General features: G+C 65.8%; 16 protein-coding genes. 8 read left to right on the top strand and 8 right to left on the bottom strand.

Annotated elements, in window-relative coordinates; genetic code table 11:
• Positions 1–9: 9 nt before the first annotated feature.
• Positions 10–171, bottom strand: a complete 162-nt coding sequence (locus BLV04_RS24270) for a putative type II toxin-antitoxin system PemK/MazF family toxin (RefSeq protein WP_139191844.1) — start codon at positions 169–171, stop codon at positions 10–12.
• 197 nt (positions 172–368) lie between these two features.
• Here BLV04_RS24270 and BLV04_RS02190 point away from each other — a divergent pair, with 197 nt between their 5' ends.
• From BLV04_RS02190 to BLV04_RS02170, 5 genes are read left to right on the top strand one after another with little or no spacing between them, the layout of a single operon-like run.
• Positions 369–1,574, top strand: coding sequence for a YiiX/YebB-like N1pC/P60 family cysteine hydrolase (locus tag BLV04_RS02190; protein WP_175534451.1), 1,206 nt, complete (start codon positions 369–371; stop codon positions 1,572–1,574).
• Between the two features lies 1 nt (position 1,575).
• Complete coding sequence (locus BLV04_RS02185) at positions 1,576–3,906, top strand: acyl-CoA dehydrogenase (RefSeq protein ID WP_093027628.1); 2,331 nt, start codon at positions 1,576–1,578, stop codon at positions 3,904–3,906.
• A gap of 19 nt (positions 3,907–3,925) precedes the next feature.
• On the top strand, positions 3,926–5,239 hold the full coding sequence (locus BLV04_RS02180; RefSeq protein WP_093027626.1) for an acetyl-CoA C-acetyltransferase: 1,314 nt from the start codon (positions 3,926–3,928) through the stop codon (positions 5,237–5,239).
• Positions 5,236–7,326 carry a 3-hydroxyacyl-CoA dehydrogenase NAD-binding domain-containing protein gene (locus tag BLV04_RS02175; protein WP_093027624.1) on the top strand — a complete coding sequence of 697 codons (2,091 nt, stop codon included), beginning with the start codon at positions 5,236–5,238 and terminating at the stop codon, positions 7,324–7,326. Before BLV04_RS02180 ends, BLV04_RS02175 begins: the two co-directional genes overlap by 4 nt.
• Position 7,327: 1 nt before the next feature.
• Positions 7,328–9,181, top strand: a complete 1,854-nt coding sequence (locus BLV04_RS02170; RefSeq protein WP_093027622.1) for an AMP-dependent synthetase/ligase — start codon at positions 7,328–7,330, stop codon at positions 9,179–9,181.
• Between the two features lie 23 nt (positions 9,182–9,204).
• Here BLV04_RS02170 and BLV04_RS02165 read toward each other — a convergent pair whose 3' ends face one another.
• The 6 genes from BLV04_RS02165 to galE form a co-directional block, all read right to left on the bottom strand.
• Positions 9,205–10,080, bottom strand: a complete 876-nt coding sequence (locus BLV04_RS02165; protein WP_093027620.1) for an SDR family oxidoreductase — start codon at positions 10,078–10,080, stop codon at positions 9,205–9,207.
• An 8-nt stretch (positions 10,081–10,088) separates the two neighbouring features.
• Positions 10,089–11,276, bottom strand: coding sequence for a radical SAM protein (locus BLV04_RS02160; RefSeq protein WP_175534450.1), 1,188 nt, complete (start codon positions 11,274–11,276; stop codon positions 10,089–10,091).
• A gap of 106 nt (positions 11,277–11,382) precedes the next feature.
• Positions 11,383–12,609: a glycosyltransferase family 4 protein gene (locus BLV04_RS02155; protein WP_217633637.1), complete on the bottom strand. Its 1,227-nt coding sequence runs from the start codon at positions 12,607–12,609 to the stop codon at positions 11,383–11,385.
• Between the two features lie 71 nt (positions 12,610–12,680).
• Positions 12,681–13,796, bottom strand: coding sequence for a non-hydrolyzing UDP-N-acetylglucosamine 2-epimerase (gene wecB, locus BLV04_RS02150; protein WP_093027616.1), 1,116 nt, complete (start codon positions 13,794–13,796; stop codon positions 12,681–12,683).
• A complete protein-coding gene (locus tag BLV04_RS02145; protein WP_093027614.1) occupies positions 13,793–14,356 on the bottom strand; it encodes an SGNH/GDSL hydrolase family protein in 564 nt (187 codons plus the stop codon). Before BLV04_RS02145 ends, wecB begins: the two co-directional genes overlap by 4 nt.
• Before the next feature lie 198 nt (positions 14,357–14,554).
• The gene (gene galE, locus BLV04_RS02140; RefSeq protein WP_093027612.1) at positions 14,555–15,598 is read right to left on the bottom strand and encodes a UDP-glucose 4-epimerase GalE; all 1,044 of its coding nucleotides are present in this window, start codon (positions 15,596–15,598) and stop codon (positions 14,555–14,557) included.
• Positions 15,599–15,723: 125 nt separating this feature from the next.
• On the opposite strand from galE, the gene BLV04_RS02135 reads away from it, so the two are divergent.
• The 3 genes from BLV04_RS02135 (at position 15,724) to BLV04_RS02125 (ending at position 18,931) form a co-directional block, all read left to right on the top strand.
• A complete protein-coding gene (locus BLV04_RS02135; RefSeq protein ID WP_093027610.1) occupies positions 15,724–16,431 on the top strand; it encodes a TIGR04283 family arsenosugar biosynthesis glycosyltransferase in 708 nt (235 codons plus the stop codon).
• A 109-nt stretch (positions 16,432–16,540) separates the two neighbouring features.
• Positions 16,541–16,828, top strand: coding sequence for a sll1863 family stress response protein (locus BLV04_RS02130; protein ID WP_093027608.1), 288 nt, complete (start codon positions 16,541–16,543; stop codon positions 16,826–16,828).
• Positions 16,829–17,566: 738 nt separating this feature from the next.
• Positions 17,567–18,931 carry a DUF4139 domain-containing protein gene (locus tag BLV04_RS02125; protein ID WP_245731667.1) on the top strand — a complete coding sequence of 455 codons (1,365 nt, stop codon included), beginning with the start codon at positions 17,567–17,569 and terminating at the stop codon, positions 18,929–18,931.
• Positions 18,932–19,467: 536 nt separating this feature from the next.
• Here BLV04_RS02125 and BLV04_RS02120 read toward each other — a convergent pair.
• Complete coding sequence (locus BLV04_RS02120) at positions 19,468–20,880, bottom strand: peroxidase family protein (protein ID WP_093027606.1); 1,413 nt, start codon at positions 20,878–20,880, stop codon at positions 19,468–19,470.
• Positions 20,881–20,894: the final 14 nt, after the last annotated feature.

Genomic DNA, 20,894 nt, shown 5'->3' with positions numbered 1-20,894 from the left:
ATTCAGGAATCATTGTTGGAGCTCCGAGCCCAACAGGGCCAGGGCCTTGGTCCTGACTTCATTCAGCTCGGCGGTGGAGACCCGCCCTTTGTGTTGCGCCTTGCGGGCGACCCAATCGAGGCTCTTGACCTGGTCGGCCAAGACAGCGCCCGGACGGTCACCGGCAATCAAGAGTTACGCCACCATCCAAGACGCTACAACTTGGCCGATACCCCGCCATCGAGCCGCTTCGGGACATCGCAGGACGGATGCCACGGCGCGATCGGGGCGGGACCGAGCACGTCGGATGGCCCCGGCCGTCTCCGAAACATTCCCGGCCCCGCCAAGGTCTGAGTGATTAACTCAGCTCGCTTGTCGGGTAAACCGCCATGACAGGACTCCGCACCCCCATCCGGGGATGGATGATCGGCTGGCTGACCAAGGAAGGTGAGCCGCACGAGGTCCCCTTGTGCGATTTCAAGCGTCTGAGCGAGGAGCTTCAGCCCGGCGACGTGGTGCTGGTGGAGGGACGCACCCGCGTCGCCGGCATCATCAAGCTGATCACCCAGAGTGCCTGGACGCACGCGGCGCTCTACCTCGGCCGCCTGCACGATATCGAAGATCGCACCCTGCGCAACCTCGTCGTGCAGCACTATCAGCGCGACCACAGCGAGCAACTGCTGCTCGAGGCCCTGATCGGTCAAGGGACACGCATCTCCCCCCTGACCAGCTATGCCAACGATCATCTGCGGATCTGTCGGCCGCACGGTCTCTCCCGAGGGGACGCACAACAGGTCATCGGGTACGCCATCCGTCGGCTCGGCAGCGACTACGACGTGCGCCAGTTGCTCGACCTCGCCCGTTTTTTCCTGCCATGGGGCATCGTTCCGCGGAGCTGGCGCTCGAGCCTCTTCCAGGTCAACGCGGGCGGCGTGACCCGCACGGTCTGCGCCGGATTGATCGCCGAGTCCTTCGCCGCGGTGGATTTTCCGATCCTGCCCTTCATCGATCGGCATGCCGACGGCACCCTGCGTTTCTTCAAGCGCAATCCGCGTCTCTTCACGCCGCGTGACTTCGACTACTCGCCCTATTTCGACATCATCAAGTATCCCTTCCTCGGAATCGACGAGATCGGCCTCTATCGCCGCTTGCCCTGGTGCAGGACACAGGTGCTTCTGAGCGACCGAAGCCGCTCCTACCGCGCCGCCGTGAGTGCAGCTCGGATGACCGATCACGCGGGTCGAGCATCGACCGGCGCTCTGCCTTGCGGGTGCTCGGAGACTGTCCCGTCGCGTGCCGACATACCTTTGACCGACACAGGTGCTTCGGACACGCCCGGAGTCGTTGCGCAGGATCCGGTGTGGCAGCGCCTGATGGGCCAGCTGTCCATCGATCGCCTGACCTCGCTCGACGGCCCGAGCTCAGGCGCGTTCTTGGCGCAATTGCGGTTCCGGCTGCCGGGAGCGCGTCCGGGATCGGGATCGGCCTCGCCGCCTGGACCGCACGCGGTCATCGAGGATACAGACTCCCAACCGACCACGCCGGGCTTCGGAATGGCTCAGACGAAGAAGGCCGTCTCGACCGAGGGCTCCTGACATGACCATCACTCTCATTGCACTCGGCACCATTGCCGCGGCTATCGCGGCGGTCACCTTCATCGGCCCGCTCCGGCGGGGTCTGGTCACCCGACACCTGCTGGAACAGTTCCGGCGCGTCATGCCGGCGATGTCCCGCACCGAGCAGGAGGCGTTGGAGGCCGGCGGCACTTGGTGGGATGCCGAGCTCTTTTCGGGCCGTCCCGAGTGGTCGCGCCTACGCAACCTGCCCCCGGCCCGCTTGAGCCCAGCCGAGCAGGCGTTTCTGGACGGCCCGGTCGAGCAACTCTGTCGGATGCTCGACGACTGGCGCATCACCCACGAGGACATGGACCTGCCGCCCGAGGTCTGGTCCTTCATCCGGCGCGAGCGTCTCTTCGGACTCGTCATCCCGACCCGCTACGGCGGACTCGGCTTCTCCCCGCCGGCCCACTCGGAGATCGTCATGAAGCTCGCCAGTCGCAGCATCACGGCCGCAGTGACCGTGATGGTGCCCAACAGCCTGGGTCCGGCCGAGCTGTTGCTGCGCTACGGCACGCAGGCCCAGCGCGACCGCTGGCTGCCGCGCCTGGCGAGCGGCGATGAAATCCCCTGCTTCGCGCTCACCGGCCCCAAGGCCGGCAGCGATGCCGCCTCGACACCGGACATCGGCGTCGCCTGTCAGGGCGTCTTCAAAGGCCGCCCGACACTCGGCATCCGGATCGATTTCGACAAGCGCTACATCACCCTGGGACCGGTCGCGACCTTGATCGGCCTGGCCTTCCGTTTGACCGACCCGGACCGGCTGCTCGGCGACGATCCGCAACCCGGCTTGACCCTCGCCCTGATTCCGGCCGACACGCCCGGCATCGAGCGCGGGCGACGTCACCTGCCGCTCGGCATCCCCTTCCAGAACGGACCCTTGGTCGGACGCGGTGTCTTCATCCCGGTCGATTGGGTCATCGGCGGCCAAGACGGGATCGGTAAGGGTTGGCGGATGTTGATGGAGTCGCTCTCGGAGGGGCGCGGTATCTCGCTGCCGGCGCTCTCCGCGGGCGGCGGCAAGCTGGCCACGCGTTACACAGGCGCCTATGCCCGGATCCGCACGCAGTTCGGCCGTCCGATCGGTGACTTCGAAGGGGTCGAGGCCGCGCTCGCACGCATCGCCGGGCGGACCTATCAGATGGAGGCCGCACGTCGGGTCTTTCTCGCCGCGCTGCAGGCCGGCGAGCATCCGGCCGTGCTCTCGGCGGTGCTCAAGTACCAGCTCACCGAAGGCTTCCGGCAGGTCATCAACGACGCCATGGACGTACAGGGCGGCAGCGGGATCTGTCTCGGGCCCGCCAATCCGCTGGGGCGCGTCTATCAGGCGATCCCGATCGCCATCACGGTCGAGGGCGCGAACATCCTGACCCGCAATCTGATCGTCTTCGGTCAGGGTGCCTTGCGATGCCATCCGCATGTGCTCGAAGAGTTCCGGGCCGCGGGAGATCCGGATCCGGTGCGCGCGCTGGAACGCTTCGATGCAGCCATCGCCGGACATGTCGGCTTCCTGATCCGCAACCTCTTGCGGACCCTGCGGGATGGACTTTCCGGCGGGCGTCTCGCCGCACGACCGGTCGAAGGCTGGCCGGGTCGCCATTATCAGTGCCTGGACTGGCTGAGCAGCGTCTTTGCCCTCAACGCGGATCTCGCCATGATGACCTTGGGCGGGAGCCTGAAACGGCGCGAGCGTCTTTCCGCGCGGCTCGGCGACATCCTGAGCCTGCTGTTCATGGCCTCCTGCACGCTCAAACACTACGAGGACCAGGGCCGGCCGGATGCCGACCGGGATCTGGTCGAGTGGGCCATGGCGGACCACCTGGTCCGCATCCAGGAGGCGCTGCTCGCGCTCTGGCGGAACTTCCCCCGGCGCGGTCTCGCGCGACTCCTGAGAGTCATCAGCTTCCCGACCGGCCTGCCCTTCGAGGGACCGAGCGACGCGCTGGACCATCGTGTGGCCCGCCTGATCATGGAGCCGGGCGCGGCCCGCGATCGCCTGACGGCGGGGATCTTCGAAAGCCGCGACCCGCGATTGGCCGTCGGTCGCATCGAACTGGCATTGGCGGCCGCGACGCACGCGGACGAGGTACAGGGTGTGCTGCGTGCGGCCGTTCGACAAGGCGGCTTGGCCGATCACGACACCGCGACGCGACTTCGCGAAGCGGTCGCGGCCCGGCTCATCACTGCAGAAGACGCGGCAGCGGTTCGCGAGGCGGAGCAGCTTCGCGATGCCGTCATCGGGGTCGACAGCTTTGTCGAGCTCCGGCCACGGCAGCTGCGGATTCAGGATGAGTCGCGAGCGGCGGCCTAAACTCCGACTGGAGGACGCGATGAACCAACACACACGCCCGAACACCCGGCCGGTCTATCTGGTCGACGGCTGCCGCACACCCTTTCTGAAGGCGCGCGGTGTCCCCGGACCCTTCACGGCAGCGGATCTCGCAGTCGGCGCAGGTCGTCCGCTCCTGCTGCGCCAGCCCTTCCCGCCGGAGGCGATCGACGAGGTCATCCTGGGATGCGTGGTGCCGAGCTCGGAGGAGATGAACGTCGCTCGAATCGCCGCACTCCGGCTCGGCTGCAGCGAGCGCACCCCGGCCTGGACGGTCCAACGCAACTGCGCCTCCGGACTTCAGGCCCTGGACAGCGCCGCGCAGTCGATCGGCTCGGGCCGGGCGGATCTAGTCCTTGCCGGCGGCACCGAGGCCATGAGCCATGCCCCGGTCCTGTTCGGGCGCGCCTTCGTCGAGTGGCTCGGGAACTGGTCGCGGGCGCGCAGCCTGACGGCCCGCGGACGGCTGCTCGCGCAGTTACGCCCGCACGATCTAGCCCCCGTGATCGGCCTGCTCAAGGGGCTCACCGACCCCATCGTCGGTCTTTCGATGGGTCAGACGGCCGAGCATCTCGCCTGGCGGTTCGGGATCGATCGTCCGTCGATGGATCGGTTCGCGCTGCGTAGCCACCAGCGCCTGGGGACTGCAATCTCCGACCATGTCTTCTCCGCCGAGATCACGCCCCTGATCGCGCCCGACGGGACTGCCTATACTCAAGACGAAGGCTATCGCGCCGATTCGGATCTCGCGCAGCTCGGCGCGCTGCGCCCGGTCTTCGACCGACCCACGGGCACGGTCACGGCCGGCAACAGCGCACAGGTCACGGACGGCGCCGCGCTGCTCCTGCTGGCCTCAGAGGAGGCGGTGGAGCGTTGGGATCTGACGGTGCTCGCGCAGCTCATGGATATCCAATGGGCGGCGCTCGACCCGACCGAGATGGGTCTCGGCCCGGTCCACGCCATGGCCCCGCTGCTGCGTCGTCAGGGACTCGCGACCGCCGACATCGACGTCTTCGAGATCAACGAAGCCTTCGCCGCGCAGGTGCTCGCCTGCCAGGAGGTCTGGTCGGATCGCCACTATCGTGAAGAGGTGCTCGGCGACGAGCCGGACCAGGCGATCCCGGACGATGCCCTCAATCCCGAGGGCGGCGCCATCGCCATCGGCCACCCGGTCGGTGCGAGCGGTGCACGTCTGGCCCTGCATCTGGCGCTGTCCATGAAGCGTCGAGGGCTGATCCGGGGCGTTGCAAGTCTCTGTATCGGAGGCGGTCAGGGCGGCGCCCTGCTGCTTCGAGCCGAAGGAGGTATGCCATGAAGACGCTCTGGAGGATCGAGCAAGACGCCGTCGACGGAATCTGCAGGCTCGGGATCGACGACCCGTCGCACGCCGTCAACCTGCTCTCGGTGGCTGCACTCGATGAGTTGGACACGCGCCTGGACGAGATCGAGAGCGGCCTCTCAACAGGACTCGCGTCGGGACCGCACGCGCATCCGATCACGGGCCTGATCATCGAGTCGCGCAAGGCGAAGGGATTCATCGCCGGCGCGGATGTCGGCGAGTTCGATCGGCTCGCCGATCCCTCGGAGGCCGAGCGGCACATCCGCCGGGTCCACGCCCTGCTCGCCCGCATCGAGGATCTGCCGATCCCGACGCTCGCCCTGATCCACGACGTCTGTCTGGGCGGCGGTCTGGAGCTGGCACTCGCCTGTCGCTATCGCATCGCAAGCGACGACCCGGCGACCAAGCTCGGCTTCCCCGAGGTGCGACTCGGGATCTTCCCGGGCTACGGCGGCACCTGGCGCGCCATCCGCACGCTTGGACCCGTCGCGGCCATGCAAGCGATGTTGACCGGAAAAACCTACTCGGCTCGACAGGCCCAACGGATGGGTCTGGTCGATCGAGTCCTACCACAACGTCAGTTGGAGACAGGCGCTCGCGATCTGATTCGCGCCGCACCCTTACCAAGCCGGGCGAGCTTTTCGCAGCGTCTGCCCAATCTCACTCCGGTGCGCGGATGGGTCGCGCAACGGATGACCCGCCGCACGGCGGCCAAGGTGAGGCAGGAGCACTACCCTGCCCCCTTCGCTCTGATCGAGCATTGGCGCGCCAACGGCGATAACTCACGGGGTCTGCTCGACGGCGAGGCCCGACGTGTACCCGAGCTTCTGCTCGGCGAGACCTCGACGAACCTGCGGCGCATCTTTCATCTCCAGGAACGCCTCAAGGCCCTGTCCGGCGCGGAGGTCCTGCGTCCGCAGCGGGTTCATGTCGTCGGGGCCGGCGTGATGGGCGGCGACATCGCGGCCTGGTGCGCGCTCAACGGTCTGACGGTGACCCTTCAGGACCTCTCGCTCGATCAGATCGGCAGTGCCATGAAGCGCGCCCATCGCCTCTTCGAGCAACGCCTTCGCGACCCCCGGCTGGTCCGCGCGGCCTGGGACCGCTTGATCCCGGACCCGGACGGCGAGGGTCTGCCCCGCACCGACCTCGTGATCGAGGCAGTCGCGGAGCAGGCGGAGCTCAAGCAGTGTCTGTTCGCCGAAATCGAAACGCGCGTCCCCGAGCATGCCCTGCTCGCCACCAACACCTCGAGCATCCCGCTCGAGCGCATCGGCGAGGGTCTGCGGGACCCCGGGCGTCTCGTCGGCCTGCACTTCTTCAACCCGGTCGCGCGGATGCAGCTCGTCGAGGTCGTCCAGGGCACCGCGACACGAACCGAGTCGATTCAGCGAGGACTCGCGGCGGTCCGCGCACTCGACCGGCTCCCGCTGCCGGTGCGCAGCAGTCCGGGATTCCTGGTCAACCGCGTCCTCATGCCCTATCTGCTCGAGGCCGTCGATCTGCTCGACGAGGGCGTCTCCATCGCCGCCATCGACAAGGCCGCGGTCGACTACGGGATGCCGATGGGCCCGCTGGCGCTCGCCGATACGGTCGGGCTCGACATCTGTCTGGCCGTCGCCGACACGCTCGGCCCCACCTTGACCGCCCCGGAAGAGACGCCGGAGCGTCTGCACCGGATGGTCGCGGACGGACGACTCGGGAAGAAGAGCGGACAAGGCTTCTATCGTTACCGCGACGGGCAGGCCGTGCACGAGTCCATTCCGCATGGCGATCGACCGCCGCATGACCTGACCGAGCGGATGATCTTCCGCCTGCTCAACGAGTGTGTCGCCTGTCTGCGCGAGGGCGTAGTCGAGGATCCGGACCTACTCGACGCCGGTGTCGTCTTCGGCACCGGCTTCGCCCCGCATCGCGGCGGCCCGCTCCACGAGATCGCCCAAGGCGGCTGGGAGCGCATGCGCGAGCGCCTCGATGCACTCCAGCGCGACCATGGCCGACACTTCAGACCGGACCGGGGCTGGCAGTTGACGCCGGCCGGGCTCTATCGAGGAGGACACTGACATGTTGCTGTTCGATCAAACCGCAACGACAGGCGTCTCGACCCACCTGCTGGATCTCATCTCGGCCGAGGAGGCGGTCAGCCTCTGCGGGCTTTTACTCGAACGCGTCGCGCGCACCCCGGATGCGGTCGCCTACGTTCAGTTCGACGAGACAACCCAGACCTGGATCGAGACCACTTGGCGCGACACCGCTCGATCGGTCGCACATTGGCAGGCGGCCTTGATGCGCGAAGGTCTCTCGCCCGGCGACCGTGTGGCCCTCACGATGCGCAATCGGCGCGAATGGGTCGCCTTCGATCTGGCGGCGCTCGGTCTGGGCCTGGTCACGGTGCCGCTCTATCCCGACGACCGGGCGGAGGCGGTCCGGCACATCCTCGAAGATGCAGGCGTTCGACTCCTGCTGCTCGAGACGGCCGCGCAACGCGCCGAGTTGTCCGCAATCGACCCGACGCTTGCCCAACTCAAGCGCCTGCTGATCCTCGAGCCGGGAGATGCGCCGCTTCCCGAAGGCGCCCTTGCGGTTCGGGATTGGCTCGACAAGGCGATGCCCGTGGTCGAGCGCCGCCCCATCGATCGTGTCGACAACCCCGACGCCCTCGCCACCATCGTCTACACCTCCGGCACCACCGGGCATCCGAAAGGCGTCATGCTCAGCCATCGCAACATCCTCTGGAACGCCGAGGCATCGCTCAAGCTCATCCCGGCACGGCCCGACGACCGCTTCCTGTCCTTCCTGCCGCTCTCGCACACCCTCGAGCGTACCGCCGGCTGCGTCCTGCCGATCATGGCCGGCTGCAGCGTCGCCTTTGCCCGGTCGATCCCGCAACTGGCCGAGGATCTGCTGCAGATCCGACCGACCGTGATGATCGCGGTCCCGCGGATCTTCGAGCGGGTTCATGCGAGGCTGCGCGAACGGCTCGACGGCGAATCGGCCATCAAGCGCCGGCTGTTCGAGCAGGCCGTGAGCACGGGCTGGGCTCGCTTCGAGCACAGCCAGGGTCGGGCGAACTGGTACCCGCGTCTGTTGGCGGCCCCGCTGCTCGATCACCTGGTCGGCGCCAAGATCCGCGCGCGATTCGGCGGACGACTGCGGGTTGCGGTCTGCGGCGGGGCGCCCTTGGCACCGGACATCGCGCGGATCTTCATCGCGCTCGGTGTTCCGCTCGTGCAGGGCTACGGCCTTACCGAGACCAGCCCCGTCATCAGCGTCAGCCCGCTCGAAGACAACATCCCCGAGAGCGTCGGCCGGCCGCTGCCCGGACTCGAGTACCGCATCGGCGATCTCGACGAGCTGATCGTGCGCTCGCCCGGCGTGATGAAGGGCTACTGGAACCAGCCGCAAGCGACCTCCGAGATGCTCGACAGCGAAGGTTGGCTCAAGACCGGCGACCAGGTGCGCGTGCAGGATGGGCACCTCTTCATCACCGGCCGCATCAAGGACATCCTGGTTCTGGCCAACGGCGAGAAGGTCCCGCCGGCCGACATCGAGCTGGCAATCGCCGGCGATCCGCTCTTCGAGCAGGTCCTGGTCATCGGCGAGGGGCGCCCCTTCCTGAGTGCGCTCGTGGTGTTGAACGCGGATGTCTACGCGGCGCTGGCGAAGGACGAAGGACTGCCGGCCGATCCCATGGCCGCCGATGCCGACGGACGACTCGAGCCCATCCTGCAGATCAGGATCGAGAGCCGGCTCACCGGCTTCCCCGGTCATGCCAAGATCCGCCGCGTGGCCTTGGCCGCCTGCCCCTGGTCCATCGAGAACGACCGCATGACCCCCACGATGAAGCTCAAGCGGGCCAAGATCCTGGCTGATTATCGCGAGGCGCTCACCCGACTGTATGTCGGGCATGAGCATTGACGAGCGCGGATTGCGGCGGGCCGTTACCGTCGGAAAGACGCCGCTCCGCGGCCACGCAGGGTCGCGATCGCGCGGCGCAGGCCATCGGGCAGCCGGGCCGCGGCTGCGGCACGGATCCGATCCCGCAGGCCCACCACATAGCGTTTGCGGGGTCGTTTGGCTGAAAGCGCGTGCCGCACCGCGAGCGCGACCTCCTCCGGCGCCATCCCGGACCGCCCGAGCCGCTCGATCAGGACATGTCGAGCGGCCATTCGATCGGCGTAGCCTGCCCGCAGCGCCTCGGGCATCTCCCGGAGCAGGCGTTGCTCGGCGGATCGCATCTTGTCCCAAAAGGGCGTGGCGACCACACCCGGTTCGATGATGCTGACCTGGATGCCGGTCTCGCCGAGCTCGAGCCGCAGACTCGTCGTCAGTGCTTCGAGCGCGAATTTCGAGGCGCAGTAAGGTCCGAGCAGGGCGGAGGCGAAGCGCCCGCTGGTGGAGCCGATGTTGACGATGCGACCGCGACGCTCGCGCAGCAACGGGAGTGCTGCGCGGGTCAGCGACAAGACGCCCACGACGTTGACCTCGAAGAGGTCCCGCAGCGCCTCGCTCGACGTGGCCTCCAACGGACCGGACAAGGCGACCCCGGCGTTGTTGACCAGCGCGAAGCGCTCGCGCGCATCGAGTGCTTGCCGGATGTCGCCGAGGGCCTTCAGGATGTCCTGCTCGCATGTGACATCCAACATCACCGGGTGTAGGCGATCGCCTCCCGCACGCCTCAAGGACTCGGCATCGGTCTCGCGTCGCACACCTGCGAAGACCCGAAAGCCTCCGGCGGCGAGGTCGAGCGCACAGGCCCGTCCGATGCCGCTCGACGCCCCGCTGATCAGCACGGCGTGAGCCGGAGCCGGAGCCATGACCCGTGTCACGCGCCGAACGCCGTCGCTCGGCCTTCACCCGGCGCAATCGGAGACGCGACCGGGGCGGCGACGATCGACCCCGGCTGTCGCGAGCGGGCCAGCGCATAGCACCAAACCGGATCCTGCACCTTCGGACCCTCGACCGGGACGATGGCCCCATCGCCGAAGACCGCGAGGTAGTCCTTCCAGACGTGATCGCAGACAGTGTCGTAGCGGCAGCGTCGGCATGCCTTCGGCCGTCGCTTGCGCAGCAGCTCGACGAGACGGGTCACGCCCAGGGTCTCGAGACCGCGTCTGCCGTGGCGCAGAGCGAAACCGGGATTCTTCAGCAGCAAAGTCCCCACCAACCCGGCGGCGTGCACGATGGCGCGATGCAGAGGCCGCTCGCCGCGCCTTACGACCTGGCTCATAAAATAGTTCCAGTCGTCCGGATCGAAGCTCTGTTGGTAAAGGTTCATCACGTACTGCTCGTAACCGCGCATGAAGCAAAAGGGGATGTACTTCACGCTGAGCGGCGGCAGCCGGTCGCGATGCCGGTCGATGGCGCGCTTGATCGCGGCTGCGGCAGACCCGTAGTCCACCATGGACGGGCTGTCGCCCCCACCGGCTTCGGCGACCGGGCTGAACACCGCGAGGTGGATGGCGGCTGCGCCCAGATCGATCTCCAGACCGACGATGTCGGTGATCCGTTCGACGTTCTCGCCGTTGACGGTGGTGCTGATGCGGCAGCGCGCCCCGAGGGCCTGGATGTGTCCTATCGCCGCGAGGATCTTCTTGAAGCTGCCCGGCACGCCGGTTTGCCGATCGTGCAGCGCATCCTCGTGACCGTGCAACGAGAAGAGGACGTCGTTGGCGCCTGCCGCCACGACCGTCTCCGCGTAGCCCCGGTCAGCCAGTCGCAAGCCGTTGCTGATCATCGAGATGTTGCGGTAGCCCTGAGCCCTGGCGGCAGCGATCAGCTCGGGGAGGTCGCGGCGGATGGTGGGCTCGCCGCCGGTAAACTCGACCTCGCTCGCGCCGGCGCGTCGCATGATCCGCAAGCGTTCCTTCACCTGCTCGGTTGAAGGCTCGTCGCGCGTGCTGGTCAGGGATTCCTTGTAGTAACAGAAGCCGCAGCGCGCGTTGCAGCGATAGCCGAGTCGGATGTCGACGCGCTCGGAGAGTCGCGGCAATAACTGCCCGCGATCCGACACGCCGATCTCCGAGGCTGACCCGGAGTCCGAACCGCAGTCAGCCCCGAGGTCACCTCGCGCGCGGAGGTCGACTCGATCGACCGAGACCGCCGAAGGCATGGCCTGTTCAGCCTGTTCTGACGAGATCATCGTAGAGCCCCTCCACGGCATTGAAATAGGACGCAGGCGAGTAGCGGGTCTCCACGAGCGCTCGACCCGCACGGCCCATCTCGGCGATGCGCGTGTCCGGCAGCTCGGCGAAACGCCGCAAGGTCGCCGCAAGCGTGTCCGAGCAACCGCTCGGGACCAGTGCTCCGGTTTGGTCGTGCAGGATCAGCTCGGACAAGCCGCCGATGTCCGCACCGATGACCGGCTTGGCCAAGGCGTAGGACTCGAGCACGCTGATCGGTGCGTTCTCGTACCAGACCGCCGGAAGAACGGTCGCGCGCGATGAGCGTACCGCCGCGTGCAGCGCGTCGCCTTCCAAACGCCCGAGAAATTGCACATCCGCGTGCAGTGTCTCGGCCAGTGCCTGCAAGGCGTCCCGCTGCGGACCGTCTCCGGCCAGCTGCACGCAGACCCCCGCCTTGGCCGCGGCCTCGATTAGGGTTGTCAGCCCCTTCTCGGGAGAGAGCCGACCAAAGTAGAGGAATGCGGAACCCGGACGCGGATCGGGCAGATAGCCCAGCGGATCCACGAAATTGGGGATGTGAACGAAACGCTCACGGTCCCAGCCCCATTCCACCAGCTTTTCGAGATAGTGCCGGCACGGCACGATGAAGCGATCGACGTGGTCTCGATAGGAGTGCAGCAGCCCGTGCAGCACGGCCTCCGCGGCCACGATCGTGCTCAGCGCCAAGGAGCCCTTGATGCAGCGCCCGAGCAGCAATTCGTGCAGCCGACCACCCTTGCAACGCTCGCAGACCGCGCCGCGGTTGAACATATGGTAGGCCGGGCATGCCAGCTTGAGATCATGAAGGGTCATCACGACCGGGATCCCGCGGCGTTTCAGCAGCCCCAAGATGGACGGCGAGAGATGGTGATAGATGCTGTGGCAGTGACAGATTTCGGGACGCACCCGATCGAGGAGGCGCCCGAGGTTGCGGCGAGCCTCCAGCGAATAGATCACTTTCGGGATCCGGACCAGCTTCTGCGGCAACGAGTAGACCCTGCCGAACTCCACCTCCGAGACGAAGAAGTCCGCCCAAGGGGACGGCAGGTTGCTCGGATGCTGCATCGAGAAGGGGACCACCTCCCAGCCGGCTTGACGGAACAGGTACGCGTGATCGAAGAAGACCGCCTCGGAGCCGTCTCGACGGTAGTGGTAGTTGTTGACGGCGAGCAAGGTCGGCATGTGCATTGGATCCCGTACCGGTGAAGGTTCGTCTCGAAAGGCGTCACTTGGATCGTTGCGGCGAGTGAGGCTCAACGACCCGCGCCTTTGAGCGACATCGGCGCGAGCCCGACAGGCTCGATCGAGCGCGTTCGGTTCGCGCTCCGCGGCGTCTCGTCCAACAGGTGGGTCACGATGCGGTCTCCTGCCCCGCTGCGGCCGTAGATCGGAGGCCAGCCGCCGCGCTTTCTGCGCAGCGCTGTCTCGACCCCCGCAACGATGGCGTCCGGGTCGAATCCGACCAGTCGATTCGCGCCGTGCAGGATGGTCTGGTGACGCTCGGTGTTCTCGCGCACCGTCACGCAGGGCACACCCAGGATGTAGGCCTCCTCCTGGATACAACCGCTGTCGGTCACCACGACCGCGGCGTGACGCTGCAGAGCCAGTGCGTCCAGTCCCGAGACGGGCTCGGTCACGACGACCGCGCCCAAGAGTGCCGGATCGATGCAGTGACGCGTCATCATGTCGCGGGTACGCGGGTGCATGGGAAAGAGCACGGTGTCGAACCGTTCGGCCAAGCGCGCAAGCCCCCTGAAAACGGCTGCGAGTCGCAGCGGGCGATCGGTCAACTCCTTGCGGTGGAGCGTCACGAAGGCATAGCGGCCATCCCGTCGAGGCCCGAGACGGTCACGGAAGTCCTCGATGAGATCGACCGTGGTGTTGCCCATGACCTCGACCCGACCGCGCAGCTCCGGGCTACGACGCAGATAGTCGGCCTCGCACTCGGTGTAGGTGAAGAGTTGGTGAGCGATGGCGTCGACGACAATCCGGTTGCGCTCCTCGCGCATCTCGTCATCGAAGGAGCGCAGCCCCGCCTCCACATGGGCGAGACGTCGATCCGTGTAAAGAGCGGCGATCGCCGCCGCAACGGCGGCCGCCGTGTCCCCGTTGACGAGGACGAGATCGATCCGGAGCGTGACGAAGAGGTCGGACAGCCAGCTGATGGCCCGACCCGTCTCGTAGGGAGAGGACATGACGACATCGGGGGCATAGCCCATCTCCTCGAACATCACGTCGCACATCAGCCGATCGCTGTGTTGATTGGTGTGAAGGACGCTGAAGGATGCACCGGAGCGACGCAGCGCCGCGACAATCGAATAATTCTTGAGGATCTCCGGGCGTGTTCCCGTCACCACTGCAATCTTCATCGGGCCATCACCGCGTCGGCGAAGCGCTCGGCCACCCACTGGTTGCCAACCTCGTTGAAATGGACCGGATCCTCGTAACAGCTCCGAGGGATCTCGCCCATCTCGACCCAGTGCGCGTCCGGGAAGCTCGCCACGAGCGTGCGGCAAACATCGTTGTAAGCGTGCCGTGACGCGGCGCGCTCGCGAGAAAAGAAACCATGTCCGTCGGCATAAATCGGGGGGATCTCTCCGCAGAAGACGCTGCGATAACCTTTGATGAAGAGCGCCTCCAAACACTGGCGGTAATATTCACCGAACAGATCGATCGGCGTCGCCTCGCCGACGTCGTTGGTGCCGATCAGCAGGCACGCCTGGAACGTGTCCCCGATGCCGTCGAGCTCTTGGCCGAGCCGGAACCAGAGGTCGCGTGCCGTATGGCCGTTGGTCGCACGGTTAATGGCGCGCCACCTGTAGACGCTGCGCTCGCGAAGGATCCTGGCAAGGTGGAGCGGGTAACATCCGTAGCTGCGTGCCCCGAATGTCTGGCTGTCGCCGAGACAGAGCATGTTTTGATAATTCATCGTTAGGGTCGACGCTGCGATAAGGCCAGACTCGGACAATACGTGTATCTGGCAGGCGAAGATCAATCAAAACGGGTTCGGAAGCCCGCCAATTCGTGTACGCTCGGATGAGGGCGAGGGTGAGAGTGGATTACCAAGACCGGCGCTGAACCGGCCGCGCTCAAGGCAAGGACATTCCTTCCGGGATCGCTGTCCCGATCAGCCCTCGGCCGTGGCCATGACCGCGGCGGTCCGTGCCCCTTCCTTTCCCTCCAAGGCCGACCCGCGATGCCAATCCCAGGCGGTACGGATGATCGAGTCGAGGCTCGCGTACGCGGGCACCCAGCCCAGCTCGCTGCGGATGCGGCTCGCATCCCCGACCAATCGCGGAGGATCGCCGGCGCGGCGCGGTCCGTAGTGTACAGGGACGGGCGAGCCTGTGACCTGCTCGGTGGCCGCGATGACCTCGCGCACCGAGAAGCCTTGGCCGTTGCCGAGGTTGTAGGCGCGACTCGGCGCGCCGCCGAGCAGTGCGCCCAGGGCAAGGAGATGCGCTTGGGCGAGATCGGCGACGTGGATGTAGTCGCGGATGCAGGTTCCGTCCGGCGTGTCGTAGTCGGTTCCATAGACGGTGAGTCCGGGTCCGGTTCCGGCGGCGGCCGCGATGGCGAGCGGAATCAGATGAGTCTCCGGATCATGGTCCTCGCCGATCTCGGCGTCCGGGTCCGCGCCGGCGGCGTTGAAATAGCGCAGTGCGATCGCGCGCAGACCGTAGGCCGTATCGAAGTCCGCGAGCATTCGCTCGACCATGAGCTTGGATGCGCCGTAGGGGTTGATCGGGTTCTGCGGGTGATCCTCGGCGATACGCTGGCTGCATGGGACGCCGTAGGTGGCGCAGGTGCTCGAGAACACGAGCGGGGCGACGCCGTGATCGCGCATTGCCTCCAGCAGCGTCAGGGTCCCGGCGACATTGTTGCGGTAGTACTTGCCGGGATGCTGTACGGATTCGCCGACGTAGCAAAACGCGGCGAAGTGCATCACCGCCACGGGCCGATGGCTCTCGAACACTTCATCCAGGCGCGAGCGGTCCCGGATATCGCCCTCTTCGAGCGGCCCCCAACGCACCGACCAGCGATGTCCATGAACCAAATTGTCGTAGACGATGGGCCGATAACCGGCTTGATGGAGCAGCTTGCAGGCATGGCTGCCGATGTAGCCTGCACCGCCGGTGACGAGGACGGGTATTTCTGGTGCGTCTTTCATCGTATTCCCTGCGATTTCATGGGCCTTGTTGAAGGCGTCGAATCGACAACCAGCACATCCGTCGCGGAGGCTAACACGAACCCTTAGCCGACACAGCCGCGTGAAACTACCGAGGCGTTTACCGAATGTTGCAACAACATCCGATCATCTCCGTCATTATCCCGACCCTCAACGAGGCGCAGGGCATCGTCTCGCTCCTCGCGACGCTCGCACCGGTCCGCGCGGCCGGCGGCGAGACCCTGGTCGTCGACGGGGACAGTTCGGACGGCACGGCCGGTATCGCCGCACCCCATGCGGACCGCGTTCTGAGCGCGCCGCGTGGCCGTGCCGCTCAAATGAACGCCGGCGCCGTGGCGGCCCGCGGCGATCTCCTGGTCTTTCTGCACGCGGACACGCGACCGCCGATCGAGACGTTGCTCTGCCTTCCCGATCTGCTCGCGCGCAGCGGACGCTCCTGGGGCCGCTTCGACGTGCGGATCGATGGCCGCCATCCGCTCCTCCCGCTCGTCGCCTGGAGCATGAACCAACGCTCGCGTCTTACCGGGATCGCCACCGGGGATCAGGCGATCTTCGTCGACCGGGCGCTATTCGAGCGCGTCGGCGGTTATCTCGAGATCGCCTTGATGGAAGACATCGCACTTTCGCGTGAGCTCAAGCACCACGGCCCACCCTTGTGTGTGCGCAATCCCGTCGTCACCTCCGGACGGCGCTGGGAGAGTAAAGGTGTGGTGCGCACCGTCCTGCTCATGTGGTCGTTGCGCCTGGCCTATGCACTCGGCGTCTATCCGGACAGGCTTTCGCGCATCTACGGGCATCGCTCTCGGCCGGATTGATCCGATCGACTGACGTCGCCGGGCACGGTTGCTTTCGGACCGACGACGCGGAATACTCCGATGCGCAATCCGTGCATGCCCTGATCAGATCTCGATGGAGGAAACGACAATGATCGACCGCAAAGTTTACATCGAAAAGATGAAGGCCAAGATGGACGAGTGGGACGCGGACCTGGAGAAACTACAGGCCAAGACCGAGAGTGCCCAGGCCGACATCAAGCTGCATTACGAGGAGCAGATGGAGCGGCTGAAGCAACAACAGGACGAGGCCCGCGAGATGCTGAGCAAGATGACCGACGCGAGCGAGTCGGCCTGGGAAGATATGCGCAAGGGCATGGAGACCGCTTGGGAAGCCACCAGCAAGGCATTCATGGACGCCTACTCGCGCTTCAAGTAGGCCGAGCGATCGCCTTTGGCGGCCTTGTTCATTCGACCGGCCGGAAGCAACGCCGGCGATCGTCGCGAAGCGGCAAAACCCCGGGATAGACGACTTGCAGTCGCCCTCTTCCGCCGGCCTGACGGCCAGCAGGGCCAGGCTCGACGCGACGATCCCGGAAACCGCGCTTAACCCGCTTTGGCCGGACAGATGAACGGGGCGCCGTTGACCGCTCATTCGGCGCACGGCGGCGCGGTCCGGTTTCGTGTTTGCGGGCACGGACCGCGCAGCGCCATCCTAAAGGATTAGGAACCACCGCCAGTATGAAGACGTTCGTCTGTCAGTCTTGCGGTCAACCGATTTTCTTCGAAAACATCCAATACACGACAACAGAATCCCGCGCAGGGCGTCGCCTTCGATTTCCTCGACAGCGAAGACGCGCCGCCCGATCAGCCGGCGATGACCGGCCACGCCTCGGGGCTCATCACCATCAATATCGACAGCCTGAATCTCAGTATGGGCCAGCAAGACCTACCCTTGTCATGCCTCAACCGGCTATCGACAAGATGGCCTAGGTCCACAGGCCGATCCGCGCGACAGCCAGACGGTTCCAGCCGATTGCCCCCGAGTACCGATCACGACGAGCACACCATGCCTTCGACACCATCTCTTTTCGGACCCTATCGTTCACCCTCGACCGCGCCCCTACTCGCAGGCATCGCGTCGTCTCTCATGCTGTACGCCACAATCGGAGCTGCCGTGGATCATGAACAACGCGTCGACGACAATGCCCAAGAGGCGCTCGCGGTCACCATCTACAATGCCGATCTTGCGCTGGTAAAGGACCGCCGACGCCTCACCCTGAACGCCGCCGAGAACCGTCTCGCATGGCGCAACGTCTCGCAGCGAATCCGACCCGAGACTGCCCTACTCGCCGAGACCTCGGGGACACTTTCGGTCAGCTTGCTGGAGCAGAATTTCGATTTCGATCTGCTGACCCCCGAAAGCCTGCTCCAAAAATATGTCGGGCGCACCGTGCAGGTCATCCGCACCAACGACGCGGGAGAGGAGGAGATCGAGGACGCCATCGTCCTTGCCGCGAATCCGGCGCCTGTCCTGCGTTATGCCGATCGGATCGAGACCACGGTCGTCGGCCATCTCGCCTTCCCGGACGTGCCGGAGGATCTGCGTGATCAGCCCACGCTCGTTTTGCATCTGAATGCCGCGACCGGCGGCGAAGGTCTATTCGAGCTGTCCTATCTCACCGGCGGACTCGGCTGGAAGGCGGACTATGTCGCCGACCTCTCCGCCGACAGCACCCAGATGGACCTCAACGGTTGGGTGACCCTGACCAATCAGAGCGGCATCGCCTATCGCGGCGCTCAGGTGCAGTTGGTGGCAGGCGAGGTCAATCAGGTCGAGGAGGAGATGGCCATGCCCATGATGGCCCGCGGCCTGGCCATGGATGCGGCGCCACCGATGCCGACCGAGGAGAGCCTGGACGAGTACCATCTCTACACCCTGCCCCGTCCCACCGACATCCTGAATAACCAGACCAAGCAGGTCGCCCTTCTGAGCGCACCGCGGGTCCCGGTCACGCGCGAGCTGGTCGTGAGCGGCCAACCCTATGCCTATCAGTCCCGCACCTCGGACGGCTGGTCCAAGCTGCCGATCGCCGCGACCCTGCGCTTCGAAAACAAGGACGGCAGTCTCGGCATCCCGCTTCCGAAAGGGATCATGCGCGTCTACGCCAAGGACAGCCGAGGCAACGCTCAATTCGTCGGCGAAGACGCCGTCGACCATACCCCGAAGAACGAGAACGTCACCCTCAAGCTCGGCGAGAGCTTCGACGTCACTGCGCGGCGCCGCCAGACCGAGTTCAAGAAGCTCGCCGGCACCAGCGCCTACGATTACGCCTACGAGACCGCATTCGAGCTGGAGGTGAAGAACGCCAAAGAGACCGCGGTCACCGTCAAGGTCACGGAGCAGATCCCGGGCGACTGGACCATGCAGAAGGAGAGTCAACCGCACACCAAGGAGGCATCGAACCTCGCCTCCTGGACGCTGGAGGTCCCGGCCGAGGGGTCGACCATCCTGAGCTGGCGGGTACAGGTCAGGTTCTGAGGTGGGAGGCACGTCCGTTCCTCGTCGTGACACCATGCCCGAGCCGCGTCGGACTGCGCCGATGATGCCTCGCTCATCAACCCGGCCACGTCGCCGATCCCAGCGGTAGGGTCGACAAGCGCAGCGCAGCCCACCCGCCCCGGCGCGGGGGTAGAGCACATGACACCGCTCCGCGGTGTCATGCAAGCCCCTTGGCGCTCTTCGACACCTGACACTATGGCCGAAGTTACGACATGAAATGCACGCCGACGGCGGGACCGGTCAAACCTCGGTGAGTCCCCCGCAAGTCTTGGCCTCGGCTTTCTTCCGTTGGGCTCGTCCAAAGATAAAAAGACCTCATGAGCGGCGATCGCTGAGTCATAGAGCCGCGGCCGATCAATGTGGCGTGGCTGATTCCGCGTGCGTCGTCCAAGCCTCGGCCGCACCGCTGTCCGGGCGAATGAAAGGCCCCTTGCGGGGCCTTGAGAGACGGGTGTCGATGCGCGATCCGATCAGATGCGAGTCCTCAACACTCGGGTCGCGAGTGCCGCGTCAGGTCAATCGTCACCCGGCAGGCCGTCCGTCTCCTCGGACGGGATCTCGGTTCCAAGCGTTAGATTCGCGAGATCGGTCATGGTGAACCGCCCGGGTGCGGCCCCGGGCAGAACCGGCGTCCAGCTTGGATTGCTGGCGAGATAGGAGGCCCGATCCGCCAACAGGATGGCCACGAACACGCGTCCGACGATCTCCGCGCCAACCCCGGCAAGCCGATGGCCTTCACCCCGCGCCTCGGCCTCCCGCAGGATATAGAACCAGAGCGGTGCCAACCCCTCGCCGCCGTCGACGCCGGCCCAGAGCGTCTCTTCGTCCAGTGGCGGAATGCCGAGATAACAGGCCACGTGCTGACCAGCGGGGAGCCGTGCGTCCAGGCCGCGCTGGAGATTGCGCGTGGCCAGCGAGCGCTGAGAGTCGGGCGTGTCGGGCGGGACAACGGTGTCCGGGAGGCGGAGCACGACCGTGGAGAGCTTGGTATCGATTAGCTTGCCCGGTTGGGCGCTCGGGCCAAAGAAGGTCGCCCAGTCGATCACCAGTTCAGGGGGCACCACGCGTCCGCCGCGCAGATCGCCGATGTCGAACGCCGCCGCGGGCTGATCCGGGAAGAGGGCCGCGCCCTGAGGCGTTCCGTCCCGCCTGTGGACAAGATAGCCGGGCCTCACCTGGCTATGCCCGAACCGGTAAGCCGCCACGCTGAATTCCACGGGGATGAAGGCATCGCCGGAATAGACAAGAGGTACTTGCTCGAGGATTCGAGCGAGCGTCTTGGTACCGATGGTCCTTGGCAGGAATTCGTTGAGGACGATCCATTGATAGTGCCAGCGCACCAGAGTTTGCGCCGCTTCGAAGCGTTCCTGGTCGCCCAGGCTCGGGTCGGTGTGATCGTTAAAGACCTTGTTGTGGAATTTCAGGAAAAGCAGGTGAAGCTGCGAGACGATGATGTTCTCGTCGTTGCGCGGATCGCCGATCAGCGCCGCTTCCTGCGAATTACGCGGCAGATCCTGTCCGTCCGGCGCGAGCAGGAAGCGATAGCGATTGTGCCGGTCGTAGAGAAAGGGTTGAACCGCCGGACCCAGACCGTAGAGCGAATCGAGCTCCAGCGCCGGGGTGCGAAAATTATGGGTGGCATTGACGTCGATCTGTTGTTCCAAGACCGAGGTGGTATCGAGGGTCAGGTCGTGATCGATGAATTGACCGAGGAAGGTATACCCGGCCTTGATACGTGGATTGTTCTGGCTGGTATCGGTCGGCGGCGGATTTCCGCCATCCATGGCCCCGCCAACCTTGCCGAGCTCCGTCGGTCCTGGCTTGAACTCCGTAAGGCTGCGTAATTCCGGAAACAGTCTGCCGAAGCGGCCCGTTTGGGCAAAGCGTCCACGCTGGACATCCCAACCGCGATTTTCGAAACCGTGCATAGCGTTCCCCTCAG

Source organism: Thiocapsa roseopersicina, assembly GCF_900106925.1.
GTDB classification, from domain to species: domain Bacteria; phylum Pseudomonadota; class Gammaproteobacteria; order Chromatiales; family Chromatiaceae; genus Thiocapsa; species Thiocapsa roseopersicina.
This window is presented reverse-complemented; position numbering and strand designations above follow the sequence as displayed.

What these genes read in the sequence shown, in the direction of transcription:
- BLV04_RS02190 (WP_175534451.1), top strand. Translation starts at nt 369, where the DNA reads ATGACAGGACTCCGCACCCCCATCCGGGGATGGATGATCGGCTGGCTG.
- BLV04_RS02185 (WP_093027628.1), top strand. Translation starts at nt 1,576, where the DNA reads ATGACCATCACTCTCATTGCACTCGGCACCATTGCCGCGGCTATCGCG.
- BLV04_RS02180 (WP_093027626.1), top strand. Translation starts at nt 3,926, where the DNA reads ATGAACCAACACACACGCCCGAACACCCGGCCGGTCTATCTGGTCGAC.
- BLV04_RS02175 (WP_093027624.1), top strand. Translation starts at nt 5,236, where the DNA reads ATGAAGACGCTCTGGAGGATCGAGCAAGACGCCGTCGACGGAATCTGC.
- BLV04_RS02170 (WP_093027622.1), top strand. Translation starts at nt 7,328, where the DNA reads ATGTTGCTGTTCGATCAAACCGCAACGACAGGCGTCTCGACCCACCTG.
- BLV04_RS02165 (WP_093027620.1), bottom strand. Translation starts at nt 10,080, where the DNA reads ATGGCTCCGGCTCCGGCTCACGCCGTGCTGATCAGCGGGGCGTCGAGC.
- BLV04_RS02155 (WP_217633637.1), bottom strand. Translation starts at nt 12,609, where the DNA reads ATGCCGACCTTGCTCGCCGTCAACAACTACCACTACCGTCGAGACGGC.
- wecB (WP_093027616.1), bottom strand. Translation starts at nt 13,796, where the DNA reads ATGAAGATTGCAGTGGTGACGGGAACACGCCCGGAGATCCTCAAGAAT.
- BLV04_RS02145 (WP_093027614.1), bottom strand. Translation starts at nt 14,356, where the DNA reads ATGAATTATCAAAACATGCTCTGTCTCGGCGACAGCCAGACATTCGGG.
- galE (WP_093027612.1), bottom strand. Translation starts at nt 15,598, where the DNA reads ATGAAAGACGCACCAGAAATACCCGTCCTCGTCACCGGCGGTGCAGGC.
- BLV04_RS02135 (WP_093027610.1), top strand. Translation starts at nt 15,724, where the DNA reads ATGTTGCAACAACATCCGATCATCTCCGTCATTATCCCGACCCTCAAC.
- BLV04_RS02130 (WP_093027608.1), top strand. Translation starts at nt 16,541, where the DNA reads ATGATCGACCGCAAAGTTTACATCGAAAAGATGAAGGCCAAGATGGAC.
- BLV04_RS02120 (WP_093027606.1), bottom strand. Translation starts at nt 20,880, where the DNA reads ATGCACGGTTTCGAAAATCGCGGTTGGGATGTCCAGCGTGGACGCTTT.